Raw genomic sequence first — 14,517 nt, 5'->3', positions numbered from 1 at the left:
CACTTATAACATGAATAACGCAACAGCGATGACGCCGATAATCATACCTGGTGCAGTACGTTTTGCGATTTCCATAGGGTTAACATTTGCAAGGCCAGCACAAACAATCGCTGCACCTGCCAGTGGTGACATAGTACGGCCTAACGCGCCAGATAATGCCGCTGCCATACCCATATCAGGGATTTCATAACCGAATTGTGCAGCATGAGGTGTTACTGTTTCGTTGAATGCGAATGCTGCTGCGTCACCAGAACCTGTGATAATACCCATTAAGAATGGCCCTAAAGTACCACCCCAGCGAGCAAATTCAGGAGAATGAGTTAAGAAGTTGATGAACGCGTCGATTAAACCAGATGCTTTCAGACCTGCTGCGAATACTGCAGCTGCAATGATGATACCTAATACATCACCATAAGCATTACCCATACCTTTAAAGAACTCTTTCGTAATTTGAGCAGGGTTAGTTAATGTGATGAACAGGGCATAGATAGAACCGATTAACATTGCCGCAGGAACAGACAGTTTAAATGTACTGAAAGTCTCGAAGAATGGCAGAATTAACAGGATTAATGGAATGAAAGGTGCTGTTGCATATAAATAGTTAGGACGAACAGCTTCTGGCGTTGCTTGTGCTGATGAAGATGATGCATCACCCGTAGCAGAAGCCATTTTGAACTCTTTTTTCACTAAAGCGACAACGGCAAGTGAAACTGCTGCGATACCACCAGCCATTAAGCTGTATGGGCTATGGCGAGCGATTAAATCAACCACTTCCATATTTGCCATGTTAGCAACGAAGGCGTTATGCGACATACCAGGGCTTAGCATTGAGCCGATAGTACCACATAACACTGCACCACCTGCGATAGCTGGGTGAATACGTGCTGCGATTAATAACGGAATGAGTGTTGCACCTACCGCAGCCGCACAACCTGCTGCTGATGGGATTGCGATATTAATAAAGTATGTTACGACAACAGTGGCTGGAATAAGGAAGAAACCCAGACGAGTCATTACTTTTGATAAAACATGAACCAGATGCATGTCGCATTTGGTGTATTTCATAACATAAGCAAAACCCATACTCGAACAGATTGCTTGAATTAATGATGAAGACACCATGCGCTCACTAAATGCGGCAAACGCATCTAATGGGCTTAGGCTTAAAATACAGAGTAATAAGCCCGCACCAATTAGCACCATTCGGGTTTCATATTTTTTTATTAGCAAATAGACAGTTACGATAATAACGGCTACTGCTATAAGTTGCATCACCATAGTGATCCCCTAGTTAATTATGACAATACTATTAATTGTGAAAACGAACCTAACATCAATAAATTATATTTTTCTGTAAAGTTATTAGGTGACTCCATTATGAAGTTGGTAGGTTGACAATATTTGATTGTTATCAAATTTAATAGCCGAAATAAAATCTATTTTTTTAGACTGTGATGTTATTAACAAATGCTGTAAAACAATTATCATTAAAAGATGACGGAAAGGTTAAATAAAAAGAGATAAAGTAAAAAATACGAAAATAAATTATATTTACTATAGATCAAGAGTGTTATTTTGATACAAAAAAGAATATCGATTTTTATCAAACTATTATTCTAGAAATTACATTAAATGGTAATGAGAATGATTATTTAGTCAGATATATTGATGATCCTTAAATACTATTTATTAATTTCACAGATAATATTGAAAAATTATCCCACTTAAATTAAATGGGATAATAAACAAGAGAAATTGTTATTTTAAATAACGAAAATAAAAAATATTTAACATGATAAATATCGCAATATGCCTTCAGCTGCCTCTCTTCCTTCTGCTATTGCAGTAACAACAAGATCAGAGCCTCGTACAATATCACCCCCTGCAAATACTTTAGGGTTTGTTGTTTGATTTTGTATTTCTTGATTATCTGAAATAATAATTCTGCCTGAAGAGGCATATTCAATATTATTTTCATCTAACCATGGGTAATGTGCAGGTTTAAAACCAAATGCCAGAATAACTGCATCAGCAGATAACACATGTTCACTTCCTTCAATCGGCATTAATGTTTTATCGCTTTGAGTTTTAATAACGCGAATACCAACCACTTTATTTTGATTATCGACTTCAATATCGATAGGTTGAAGATTAAATAAAAAATCTCCACCTTCTTCTTTGGCATTTTTTACTTCACGTTTTGAACCCGGCATATTGCTTTCATCACGGCGATAAACACAAGTGACTTTATTTGCACCTTGTCGAATGGCAGTGCGTACACAGTCCATTGCGGTATCTCCTCCTCCTAATATCACCACATTTTTATCTTTAAGATCGCTATAAGGCGCTTGAGGATCTTCATCATAATCCATTAAATAACGTGTATTCCCAATTAAATAAGGTAGTGCGCTATAAACTCCATTAGCATTTTCATTAGGAAAATGGCCACTTAAACTGTGATAAGTGCCCAATCCTAGAAATACAGCGTCATATTGTGTTATTAGAGTATTTAGGGAGATATCTTTGCCTATTTCTGTATTGAGGCAAAACTCGATACCCATTTCACTAAATAATTCACGGCGTCGGATCATCAGTGATTTTTCGAGTTTAAAAGAGGGTATCCCAAACGTAAGTAATCCCCCAATTTCTGGATGTTTATCATAAACAACGGGTTTCACACCTTGTCGAATAAGAACATCTGCACAGGCAAGACCTGCGGGACCTGCACCGATAATCGCGACCTTTTTATCGGTCATTGTGACGTGAGAAAGATCAGGACGCCATCCTTGTGCTAAGGCGGTGTCATTGATGTAACGTTCAATATTGCCAATTGTGACAGCACCAAAATCATCATTCAGCGTACAAGCGCCTTCACACAGCCTATCTTGAGGGCAAACGCGACCACAGATTTCAGGCAAACTGTTTGTTTGATGAGAAAGCTCAGCAGCCTCAATAATACGTCCTTCGTTTGCCAGCTTTAGCCAATTAGGAATGTAATTATGAACAGGGCATTTCCATTCACAATAAGGATTACCACAGCCTAAACAGCGATCGGCTTGTGCGGAGGCTTGTTGCGGTGAAAAAGCTTCATAGATTTCAACAAATTCAATTTTGCGGATTGCTAATGGCTTTTTGGTCGGCTCAACACGATTTAAGTCGATAAACTGATACACATTCTGACTCATAATATTCTCCTATTGTGCCTGAACGCGTAATTCAGCAGATGAACGACGAGGATGACCAAGCAACGCATTAACATCACTGGATTTTGGTTTTACCAATTTGAAATGTTGTGACCAATATTCCCATTGTGAAAGTAATCTTTCACCTTGTTGTGAACCAGTTAGTCTGACATGTTCTGCGATCATGCCACGTAGATGTTCAGCGAGAATGGCAAAGGATGCAACAGGAAGCAACTCGATTGATGAAGTGTTGATCCGTTGTGATAATGTGAGATCTTCATCTAATAGATAGGCAAATCCCCCCGTCATTCCTGCACCAAAGTTAATCCCTGTTTTACCCAGAACACAGACAATACCACCGGTCATATATTCACAACCGTTATCGCCAACGCCTTCAACAACAGCAATTGCACCGGAGTTTCTGACAGCAAAGCGCTCCCCAGCCAAGCCAGAAGCATAAAGTTTTCCGCCTGTTGCGCCATAAAGGCAGGTATTTCCCATAATGGTTGCGTGATGACTTTTAAATGCAGAGCCAACAGGAGGCGAAATTACAATGCGACCTCCTGCCATACCTTTACCAACATAATCATTGGCATCACCCACTAAGGTTAATTCAACGCCTTGTGCATTCCATACACCAAAGCTTTGACCCGCGGTTCCCGTAAAATAAAGTTTAATTGGTGTGGTAGATAAGCCACTTTCACCATATTTCTTGGCGATAATCCCTGATAATGTTGCTCCCACAGAGCGGTCTGTATTACGAATATCAAAATAGTGTATTTGGCTTTTTTGCTGTTTAACAGCATCGCAAGTTTGAGTAACAATTTGTTGATTTAACTCGCCTTTATCATAAGTATGATTATTTTCCTGACAATAAAGTGCATTACCTGATGGTGACGTTGCTGTTTCTAACAATCCACCTAAAGAGAGTTTTTGCTGTTTACTGCTAACACCTTCAATGCATGAAAGCAGATCAGTTCGACCGATTAAATCGGTGATTTTTTTCACGCCGAGTAGTGCCATTAATTCACGGGTTTCTTGCGCAATAAAACGGAAGTAGTTAATAACACGTTCAGGTAATCCATGATAATGGTTACGACGAAGTGTTTCATCTTGGGTTGCAACACCCATCGCGCAATTATTTAAATGGCAGATGCGTAGATATTTACAGCCTAACGCCACCATTGGCGCAGTACCAAATCCAAAGCTCTCTGCGCCTAAAATCGCCGCTTTAATAATATCTAGACCTGTTTTTAATCCACCATCGACTTGTAAGCGAATTTTATGGCGTAAATTATTTGCCACTAATGCTTGTTGAGTCTCAACTAAGCCCAATTCCCACGGGCTACCAGCATATTTTACGGAAGTTAAAGGGCTTGCACCTGTACCACCGTCATAACCCGCAATAGTGATCAAGTCTGCGTAAGCTTTAGCAACACCCGTAGCAATAGTACCTACACCGGGCTCTGACACTAATTTTACAGAAATCAATGCAGTTGGATTGATCTGTTTTAAGTCGAAAATAAGCTGTGCTAAATCTTCAATAGAGTAGATATCGTGATGAGGAGGCGGTGATATTAGGGTAACACCGGGTACGGCATAACGCAGTTGCGCAATATAAGGTGTCACTTTATCGCCGGGAAGTTGTCCGCCTTCGCCGGGTTTTGCCCCTTGTGCGACTTTGATTTGTAAAACATCCGCACTCATTAAATAAGAAGGTGTTACGCCAAAACGACCAGAGGCAATTTGTTTAATGCGTGAGACTTTATCTGTACCGTAACGAGCTGGATCTTCGCCTCCTTCTCCTGAATTTGAAAAACCTCCCAATGTATTCATCGCTTGCGCAAGAGCTTCATGAGCTTCTCGGCTTAATGCCCCAATTGACATAGCGGCAGTATCAAAGCGTTTAAATAACTCGGTTTCAGGTTCGACTTCTTCAATCGAGATAGGCGTTGTTTTGTTATTGAGAACTAACATATCGCGCAAGGTGGTGATTGGGCGCTGTTGCACAAGGCTTGCGTAATGCTGATAGTCTGTATATTCCCCACTATTTACAGCTTTTTGTAGCGCTTGAACGACATCAGGATTATAAGCGTGGTATTCCCCTTTATGGGCATATTTTAATAATCCACCTGTTTCTAAAGGATAACGAGTTAACCAAGCTCGTTTTGATAGATTAAATAAGTCGTGCTCAAAATCGCTAAAATCAGCACCATTAATCCGATTATCAACGCCCGCAAAACAGAGATTAACAACGTTATCGTTTAATCCGACCGCTTCAAAAAGTTGAGAGCAACGGTAAGACGCTACGGTTGAAATGCCCATTTTGGACATGATCTTATACAACCCTTTGTTTATGCCATTGCGGTAATTAAGCATCACTTGGGCATAGCTTGCTTGCAGAATTTTTCTATCAACACGTTGAGCTAAAGATTCATAAGCAAGGTAAGGATAAATAGCGGTAGCACCAAACCCAAGTAATACAGCAAAATGGTGTGGATCACGGGCGCTAGCGGTTTCGACAATGATATTGGCATCACAGCGTAAATTATTATCTACCAACGCTTTTTGTACTGCACCAACTGCCATAGGGGCAGGAATAGGCAGCCGCTCTTTAGTGATATTTCTATCAGATAAAACCAATAACACCGCACCACTACGAACTTCCTGTTGCGCTTTTGCACATAATTGGCGTAACGCAGTTTCTAAGTTGCATTCTGTTGGTTGATAAGTGATATCAAGATGAACGGGACGGTAATAAGGACTTTCTTGATTAATAAGCTGTTGAAAGTCGCTATAAAGCAAAATAGGCGATTTAAAACTCAGCCGATGTGCTTGACCTTCCGCTTCACAAAACACATTCATCTCGCGTCCAATACAGGTCGCTAAAGACATGACATGGGCTTCTCTTAATGGATCTATGGGAGGGTTTGTGACTTGCGCAAATTTTTGTCTGAAATAGTCATAAATAAGGCGAGGACGTTGAGAAAGTACAGCAAATGGGGTGTCATCGCCCATTGAACCTGTTGCTTCTTGCCCATTTTCTGCAAGCACATGCAAAATGCTTTCAAGCTCTTCTTGGCTATATGCAAATTGTTTTTGATAAGTAGCTAATAAGGTGTCATCAAAGGCGCGTTGTCCTGTGGCTTGCTGCTCTGGCAACTCTTCAAACGGTGTTAAGCGTTTGACATTGCGCTCTAGCCATAGTTTATAAGGATGGCGTCTTTTTAAATCCTCATCGGTTTCGGCAGAGTGGAGAATACGTCCATGATGAGTATCGATAACCATTAGCTCGCCGGGACCAACGCGTCCTTTTTCTCGGACTTCATCTGGCTGATAATCCCAAATACCAATTTCAGAAGCACAAGTTATGATGTTATCTGTGGTAATAACATAGCGAGCAGGACGTAAACCGTTTCTATCTAGCGTACACGCAGCATAACGACCATCTGATAACACGATGCCCGCAGGGCCATCCCAAGGCTCCATATGCATTGAGTTAAAATCAAAAAATGCTCGTAAGTCATCATCCATCTGTGGATTATTTTGCCATGCAGGTGGTACTAACAACCGCATTGCACGAACAATATCCATTCCGCCATTAAGAAAAAGTTCTAGCATATTGTCGAGTGAACTTGAGTCTGAGCCACTCTCATTCACAAAAGGGGCGGCACTTTGTAGATCAGGAATAAGAGGTGTATGGAATTTATAGGCACGAGCTCTAGCCCATTGGCGATTGCCGGTAATGGTATTAATTTCACCGTTATGCGCTAAATAACGAAAAGGTTGTGCAAGAGGCCATCTGGGAGTGGTGTTAGTTGAAAAACGCTGGTGGAACAAACAAATTGAAGATTCCATGCGTAGATCAGCGAGATCGGTAAAAAAGCGTGGCAGATCGATTGCCATACAAAGGCCTTTATAAATCGTCACCAAATTAGAAAGGCTGCAAATATAAAAATCACTATCAGTAATACGTTTTTCAATACGTCTACGAGCAACAAAGAGTCGTCTTTCAATATCACTTATCCGCCAACCTGCGGGAGCATTAACAAAGACTTGTTCAATTAAAGGAAGAGAAGAAAGGGCGATACTGCCTAGAATATCGGTGTTAATAGGAACTTTACGCCAGCCCACAATAGAGAGTGTTTCACGTTGAAGCTCTTCTTCAATAATAAGGCGACATTGTGCCGCGATATTAGGATCTTGGCTTAAAAATAGCATTCCAACAGCGTAGTTTTTAGCTAAATGCCAGCCTTTTTCCTCAGCAACCAATTGGAAGAAACGATCGGGTTTTTGTAAAAGTAATCCACAACCATCGCCTGTTTTACCATCAGAAAGAATGGCTCCTCGATGTTGCATTCTGGCGAGGCCATGGATCGCGTTTCTGACAATTTTATGACTGGCTTGCCCTTCAATATGCGCGATCAACCCAAATCCACAATTGTCTTTTTCCTGTGTCTTTTGATAGAGCATTTTTTGCTTCCTACTTAGTTTACTGGGCACCTCAAAACAGAGCGCAAAAGGGACGTTTTGGCTCAAAGTATGTAGGTAAATTTATGGGTGCTCATCGGGTGATGTTGTGTTTGCCTAGCTTGGAGTGTTTTTTATATTGCTACGCAATGCCTTTTCAACTTATCGATAAATAAAAATGAGGTCAATGTATGAGGAGATTTGACTAGAATAAGATGAATAAGAAATTTTTTATTTTAATTTATTGATAAATAAATAAAATATCCTATTTTGTTAGGAGGTGGATACCTATTTTTAGTGTGAGTTATATCACTTTATTTAAGCCATTTCGCTTTATCACATCCTTTAATGATAAAAACGAGTAGTTAGTTATTCTAATGATTATAACAAATTTAGTTTTTTATTGTTTTTATACAATTTGTATAAAAAAAGACAAATTGAATTTTTTCTAATAAGGTCTATTTATCGTTGATATCGCTATCGTTTATGCAATTAGGTTTTGTATTATTTTTATGAATACATATATCGGAGAGGTTCTTGTTGAGAGAAAATAGAGGGTTAAATCAAACAAAGTAATGAGAAATAACCACTCTTAGCAAGATTTCTGAATGTTCGCCACTGCGCCAATTCATTTTTGGGTTATCATTCCATAGATTCAATATATTGGAGTTTTCAATGAAATTGCTCAAAGGGCTTGCCCAATACTACGTTGACTTAATGATGAGGCTGGGACTAATTCGCTTCTCATTATTGTTGGCTTCTGCATTAGTTGTTTTAGCGATGGTTGTTCAAATGGCGGTGACATTCTTGCTTGCAGGTGATGTTACCAGTATTGACCTTGTTCGCTCTATTTTCTTTGGGCTGATTATTACGCCTTGGGCTGTCTATTTTCTTTCTGTTGTGGTTGAACAACTTGAAGAGTCACGACGCCGTTTATCTCGTATGGTGGATAAACTGGGTGTAATGCGACAGCGCGACTTAGAGCTTAACTCTCAATTAAAAGAGAATATTGAGCAATTAAACTTGGAAATTCAAGAGCGTGAAAAAGTTGAAAAAGCGCATCTTGAACTACTCGAAAAACTAAAAAGCGAAATGAAGCGTCGTGAATTGACACAAATCGAGCTTGAACAACAATCCTCACTTTTACGCTCATTCCTTGATGCCTCTCCTGACTTAGTTTATTACCGTAATGAAGATAATGAATTTTCAGGATGTAACCGCGCGACTGAATTACTAACAGGTAAAAGCGAGAAGCAACTTATCGGTTTAACACCACTTGATGTGTATGACGAAGATATTGCGATAAAAGTGATGGAAACAGATGAGAAAGTCTTCCGTCATAATGTGTCACTCACTTATGAGCAGTGGTTAGTTTATCCTGATGGGCGCAAGGCTTGTTTTGAACTGCGCAAAGTGCCGTTTTATGATCGTATTGGTAAACGTCATGGCTTAATGGGCTTTGGACGTGACATTACAGAGCGTAAACGCTATCAAGACGCGTTAGAGAACGCGAGCCGTGATAAAACCACCTTTATCTCAACAATCAGCCACGAATTGCGTACACCGCTAAATGGTATTGTTGGATTAAGCCGTATCTTATTGGATACCGAGCTTTCGCCAGAACAACTCAATTACTTAAAAACCATCCATGTGAGTGCGATTACGTTAGGGAATATTTTTAATGACGTGATTGAAATGGATAAAATTGAGCGTAGAAAAATTCAGTTAGATAACCAGCCAATTGACTTTACTGAATTTATTTCTGATTTAGAAAACCTGTCTGGACTGTTAGTACAGCCAAAAGGATTGAAATTCACACTGGAAGCAGAAGAAACGCTACCGCATAAAATAACCTCTGATGGAACTCGATTACGCCAGATCTTATGGAACCTCATTGGTAATGCCGTGAAGTTTACCCAAGAAGGCGAAATCAAAGTGCGTATTTGGCAAGAAGCGCCAGATAAGTTGTTCTTTGAAGTGAAAGATAGCGGAATTGGTATTCCAAAAAGTGAGCTGGAGAAGATCTTTGCCATGTACTATCAAGTCAATGATAGTCAAGGTGGTCGTTCTGCAACGGGAACGGGTATCGGACTTGCCGTCTCAAAACGCCTAGCACAGCATATGGGCGGTGATATTCGTGTTGAGAGTGAGTTAGGTAAGGGTTCTACCTTTACTCTCTCTATCGTCGCTCCTGCGATTGAAGAGCATCACGATATCGAAAATGATGATGAGCTCTTATTACCAGCTTTAAATATTCTGCTTGTGGAAGATATTGAGCTCAACGTAATTGTTGCTTGCTCTGTTTTAGAAAAACTGGGCAATACCGTTGATGTAGCAATGACAGGGCAAGAAGCGTTATCGATGTTTAAGCCTGATGAATATGACTTAGTGCTATTAGATATTCAATTACCGGATATGACAGGATTCGACATTTCAAGAAAATTACGTCAAGAATTCGACAGTAATGAACTACCTCCTCTTATCGCTTTAACAGCAAATGTTTTGAAAGACAAAAAAGAGTATTTGGATGCGGGAATGAATGATGTGCTAAGTAAACCACTTTCTGTGGATGCACTTACCGCGATTATCAATAAATTCTGGGGTGATGGTGCGGTTTCTGTACCATGTAATGAGTCATCGGAATTGTTGAATAAAAATGAAGAATTATTAGATATAGACATGCTGAATCAATACATCGAACTTGTCGGACCTCAATTAATCACTGATGGTCTAGATGTTTTTGAAAAGATGATGCCAAGTTATATGTCAGTCCTTGAATCTAACCTAACAGCTCGTGATGAGAAGGGGATTTCTGAGGAGGGACATAAAATTAAAGGTGCAGCGGGTTCTATTGGTTTAAAACATTTACAGCAACTCGCTAAACAGATCCAATCATCAGAATTACCTGCTTGGTGGGACAATGTGCAAGAGTGGGTGGATGAGCTAGAAAGAGATTGGAGAAAGGATGTGGAAAGTTTAAGAAACTGGTTATCAGACACTAGAAAAAAATAACCCCAACCGAAGGTTGGGGTGCGCGAATACTGCGCCAACACCAGGGAAACTTTTCTATCCGCTTTTTTTGATTCTCATTACATAGGCGAATAGGATGAAACTATTCCATACATCATACAAGCAACAAAATAGCAAAGATAAGTTTTTTTGTTACAAGAAACATTTAAATATGTGATGCCGATTGGTGTTTACACCTATAAATGGGTAACTAGTAATCTACTACAAACGGAGAAAGATATGAAATCAATTGCGGTAATTTTAAGTGGCTGTGGTGTGTTCGATGGGAGTGAAATCCATGAATCAGTGCTCACAATGCTTGCTTTAAGCCAAAATAATGCTGAAGTTCATTATTTTTCACCTAATGATTTACAACCAACTGTAATTAATCATATTACAGGGGAAGAAAAATCAGAAAAAAGGAATATGATGGAAGAATCTTCTCGTATTTCTCGTGGAAAAATATCCCCTTTATCAGAGGCAAAGGCTGAAAACTTTGATGCTGTCATTATTCCTGGTGGCTTTGGTGCGGCGAAGAATTTATGCAATTTCGCAACAAAAGGGAGTGACTGTGAAATTAACAAAGATCTCTTAAGATTTGTACAAGCGATGCATCAGCAAAATAAACCATTAGGACTAATATGTATTGCACCTGTAATGTTACCAAAAATGTTAAATTCTCCAGTAAAATTAACAATTGGAAATGACGCAGAAACAGCACATGCAATCGAAAAAATGGGTGGCATCCATGTGGATTGCCCTGTTGATGATATTGTTGTTGATGAAAAATATCGTGTTGTCACAACTCCTGCGTATATGCTTGCACAATCTATTGCACAAGCACAGGTAGGTATTGAGAAACTGGTTAAGAAAGTCCTTGAGATGGCATAAATAGTAGGTAAAACAGCAGATGGTACTGGTGAGAAAGTTAAAGAAACTATTAATTATTTTAATTGCTTTATGGCTGTTAACAGTTGTGCTGTTTTCTTTTTTACCTGTACCTTTTTCTGCTGTTATGGTTCAGAGACAAATTTCTGCTTGGAGTGAGTTTGATTTCTCTTATGTATCACATTCCACTTGGGTGAGCGAAAAAGAGATAGCATCAGTGATGTATTTAGCCGTGATTGCTTCTGAAGATCAAAATTTTCCCAAACATTGGGGCTTTGATTTTGATGCTATTGAGAAAGTTTTCAAAAAAAATCATAACAACGGGAAAACATTACGTGGCGCATCGACTATTTCTCAGCAAACGGTTAAAAATCTTTTTTTATGGGATGGTCGTAGTTGGATAAGAAAAGGGCTTGAGACGGGAATGACGCCCGTTGTCGAGCTTATTTGGTCAAAAAAGCGTATTTTAACTGTATACCTGAATATTGTTGAGTTTGGTGATGGGATCTTCGGTGTAGAGCAGGCTTCCCAACACTATTTTAGAAAGCCAGCGAAACAACTCACAAGTCATGAGGCTGCACTATTAGCCGCAGTATTACCTAATCCGCATATTTATCACGTAAATAAACCTTCTGCTTATACCCTAAAGCGGCAACAGTGGATCTTAAATCAGATGCGGCTAATGGGGGGAATTAGCTTCTTAAAGAAAAATAATTTGTCATAACTCTATAAGGTTTGAAATATCTTTCTATTAGGCTCAGCAATCTTCTCTGATAGTTTTGTTATCGCAGAGGGATCGTTAGATTGGCGAGACTGAATACGAAATTGTGAAGGCGTCATGCCGTATTTACGTTTAAAAGCATCGCAAAAATAGGCATTACTGCCAAAACCACAGCGATGACTTATTTGAAAAACAGAGTAATTGGAAAATGTCAGGTAATTTAAAGCAATCCCCATTCTGACATCCAGTAATAGCTGGCAGAACGAGACACCTTCTTTACTTAAATGCCGACGTAACGTTGATGGCGTTGTAAAAAGCGTTTTAGCCACATCTTCTAAATGCCATTTTCTTTGCGGATCTTGCGTAATTAAATGTGTAATTGCCTGATTTTTAGGCTCATCATAGTTAAATCGGAAGATATTTAAAATATCGATACCTTCTTGATACACCGCCATCAAAATAAAAAATAAACATTGCTGCATAAACATGGTTTCTTGAGATGGAGAGCCATGTGGAAGTGGTAAGCACTGTTTTAAAATTCCAAAATTGCTTTTTATCACTTCAGGAGTCGATAAATGGTAAGCAGGAAGGTGGCTTGTTAGTGGTGAACTAGATTTAATTAAAGGCTTTAGTAAAGAGAAAACAGATTGAAGCTCTGTTTCACATAAAACAAGCGTGTGTAGTTCAATCGATTTATGCGTAAATTGGCTGACTATATCGCAAGAGATTTGACTGTATTTTGGAATAATAAGCGTTAAATGGCTAGATACATCAATAGTTTGTCCATTGATGCTAATCGTACCTTTTGCGCCACTAACCATCGCTATCATCGGGTTTTCGATGTAAAACGTTTTTAAAGACATTTGGTTAGAGGACAGGATGTGTTTGTATTCCATGATCTCCGATATACCGTAGGCAAGTTAAGCATTAATCTTGCTTAAATGAACAATACTCAAAATTAGCTCATTTGTTGTATAAACTGATAAGCCACGTCTAGAATAATAAATAGAGAGATTATTCTAATTTAAATTAGTGTTGTCATGCAAAGCAGAATGAGAGTGAAGCAGAATATAATCTTGTTGGTAAAACATGACAATATAGATATCTGCTCATTTTTTACATTTATTTTAAACAGTGTCATTTTTTCTAAATAAATTGTTATTTATTCAAAACGCATTTTTCGTAATAAGGTGTAGAATCGCGCGTCACAGACGAAGGAGATTATCCTGTTCTTAGGATATCACTGTTTGTCTTTTATCCACACCCTATCCAACATTCATTAGCTTATTTTCTATTTGATTTTGAATGACTCAATCTTATGGATAGCGCTGTATGTATTCACGTATTTTCCTGATTTATTGATAATTTTGCCGAGTTGGCAGGAGTGAGTATGTCTGACTTTTCAGGGAAGGGTTGGCTTGCTGAAATCGTTTTACGTTATGAAGTAAAACGAGAAATAACACGTCTTACAGAAAAGCGCCATATCGGCCCATTAATGGTTCAGCGTCCTTTTTATCCTGAGCAAGGTATTGCACACACTTATTTGCTTCACCCCCCTGGTGGTGTGGTCGGTGGCGATAACCTATTGATTAATATTGATGTGCAACCCCAAGCACATGCATTGCTCACAACACCCGGAGCCACTAAATTTTACCGTAGTGCTGGCGGTGTTGCTCGACAAGTTCAAACCTTAAAAGTGGCAGATAATGGTTTTTTAGAGTGGTTACCTCAAGAAAATATCTTTTTTCCTGAAGCCCAAGTTCGCCTAGAAACACATATTCATATTGCACCTACTGCCAGATTTATAGGTTGGGAAATCCAATGTTTTGGTCGTCCCGTTTTAAATGAATGGTTTGAAGATGGCAATGTAAAAGGACGTTTAAATTTCTATATTGATGAAAAACTGACATTAACGGAGTCGCTTTTTGTCGATGGTTTACAAAAAAGATCGGCAGCCATGCGTGAGTTTCCGATGCTGGGATCACTTTATATTTATCCCGCAACGGACGAATTAAAAAGCCTTATTCAACAAAGTATCGAGGCTTTCTCAGCTTCTTACGATCATGATATCGAATATGGTTTAACGGATGTAGACGGTATTTTAGTTTTACGGTTATTAGGCTCGCAAACAGAGCCGATGATGGCGTGTTTTGCTCAAGTTTGGCAAACCGTCAGACAACACTGGTTAGGGTATTGCCCTGAGCCGCCTCGTATATGGGCGACATAATCGTTAATTTTAGGAGCAGA

8 protein-coding genes are annotated in these 14,517 nt (G+C 39.2%); 4 read left to right on the top strand and 4 right to left on the bottom strand.

The genetic code is table 11. The features are described from left to right. Positions 1-3 precede the first annotated feature (3 nt). The 3 genes from dcuC to gltB form a co-directional block, all read right to left on the bottom strand. The gene (dcuC, locus tag ABN236_RS06000) at positions 4-1,278 is read right to left on the bottom strand and encodes a C4-dicarboxylate transporter DcuC (protein WP_088493797.1); all 1,275 of its coding nucleotides are present in this window, start codon (positions 1,276-1,278) and stop codon (positions 4-6) included. Between the two features lie 509 nt (positions 1,279-1,787). Then, the gene (locus tag ABN236_RS05995) at positions 1,788-3,185 is read right to left on the bottom strand and encodes a glutamate synthase small subunit GltD family protein (protein WP_349473576.1); all 1,398 of its coding nucleotides are present in this window, start codon (positions 3,183-3,185) and stop codon (positions 1,788-1,790) included. A 9-nt stretch (positions 3,186-3,194) separates the two neighbouring features. After that, a complete protein-coding gene (gene gltB / locus ABN236_RS05990; protein ID WP_349473575.1) occupies positions 3,195-7,655 on the bottom strand; it encodes a glutamate synthase large subunit in 4,461 nt (1,486 codons plus the stop codon). Positions 7,656-8,327: 672 nt separating this feature from the next. On the opposite strand from gltB, the gene arcB reads away from it, so the two are divergent. From arcB to mtgA, 3 genes are all read left to right on the top strand, one after another. After that, entirely contained in the window at positions 8,328-10,664 is a 2,337-nt protein-coding gene (arcB, locus tag ABN236_RS05985; protein WP_088493795.1) for an aerobic respiration two-component sensor histidine kinase ArcB, read from the top strand. Positions 10,665-10,901: 237 nt separating this feature from the next. Then, positions 10,902-11,552 (top strand): isoprenoid biosynthesis glyoxalase ElbB, encoded by a 651-nt coding sequence (gene elbB, locus ABN236_RS05980; RefSeq protein WP_311755446.1) that lies wholly within the window; start codon positions 10,902-10,904, stop codon positions 11,550-11,552. Positions 11,553-11,571: 19 nt separating this feature from the next. Continuing rightward, positions 11,572-12,273, top strand: coding sequence for a monofunctional biosynthetic peptidoglycan transglycosylase (gene mtgA / locus ABN236_RS05975; RefSeq protein WP_194951790.1), 702 nt, complete (start codon positions 11,572-11,574; stop codon positions 12,271-12,273). Between the two features lie 2 nt (positions 12,274-12,275). Here mtgA and ABN236_RS05970 read toward each other — a convergent pair whose 3' ends face one another. Beyond that, on the bottom strand, positions 12,276-13,166 hold the full coding sequence (locus tag ABN236_RS05970) for an AraC family transcriptional regulator (protein WP_194951791.1): 891 nt from the start codon (positions 13,164-13,166) through the stop codon (positions 12,276-12,278). 494 nt (positions 13,167-13,660) lie between these two features. On the opposite strand from ABN236_RS05970, the gene ABN236_RS05965 reads away from it, so the two are divergent. Further along, positions 13,661-14,497 carry an urease accessory protein UreD gene (locus tag ABN236_RS05965; protein ID WP_349473574.1) on the top strand — a complete coding sequence of 279 codons (837 nt, stop codon included), beginning with the start codon at positions 13,661-13,663 and terminating at the stop codon, positions 14,495-14,497. Positions 14,498-14,517 lie beyond the last annotated feature (20 nt).

It is taken from the genome of Proteus sp. fly-1013 (genome assembly GCF_040140245.1).
Lineage (GTDB): Bacteria > Pseudomonadota > Gammaproteobacteria > Enterobacterales > Enterobacteriaceae > Proteus > Proteus mirabilis_B.
The sequence above is the reverse complement of the archived record's forward strand: the minus strand, read 5'-3'. Positions and strand labels throughout refer to the sequence as shown.

Excerpts from the sequence above, each read along its gene's own strand:
- dcuC (WP_088493797.1), bottom strand. The coding sequence starts at position 1,278 with ATGGTGATGCAACTTATAGCAGTAGCCGTTATTATCGTAACTGTCTAT.
- ABN236_RS05995 (WP_349473576.1), bottom strand. The coding sequence starts at position 3,185 with ATGAGTCAGAATGTGTATCAGTTTATCGACTTAAATCGTGTTGAGCCG.
- gltB (WP_349473575.1), bottom strand. The coding sequence starts at position 7,655 with ATGCTCTATCAAAAGACACAGGAAAAAGACAATTGTGGATTTGGGTTG.
- arcB (WP_088493795.1), top strand. The coding sequence starts at position 8,328 with ATGAAATTGCTCAAAGGGCTTGCCCAATACTACGTTGACTTAATGATG.
- elbB (WP_311755446.1), top strand. The coding sequence starts at position 10,902 with ATGAAATCAATTGCGGTAATTTTAAGTGGCTGTGGTGTGTTCGATGGG.
- mtgA (WP_194951790.1), top strand. The coding sequence starts at position 11,572 with ATGGTACTGGTGAGAAAGTTAAAGAAACTATTAATTATTTTAATTGCT.
- ABN236_RS05970 (WP_194951791.1), bottom strand. The coding sequence starts at position 13,166 with ATGGAATACAAACACATCCTGTCCTCTAACCAAATGTCTTTAAAAACG.
- ABN236_RS05965 (WP_349473574.1), top strand. The coding sequence starts at position 13,661 with ATGTCTGACTTTTCAGGGAAGGGTTGGCTTGCTGAAATCGTTTTACGT.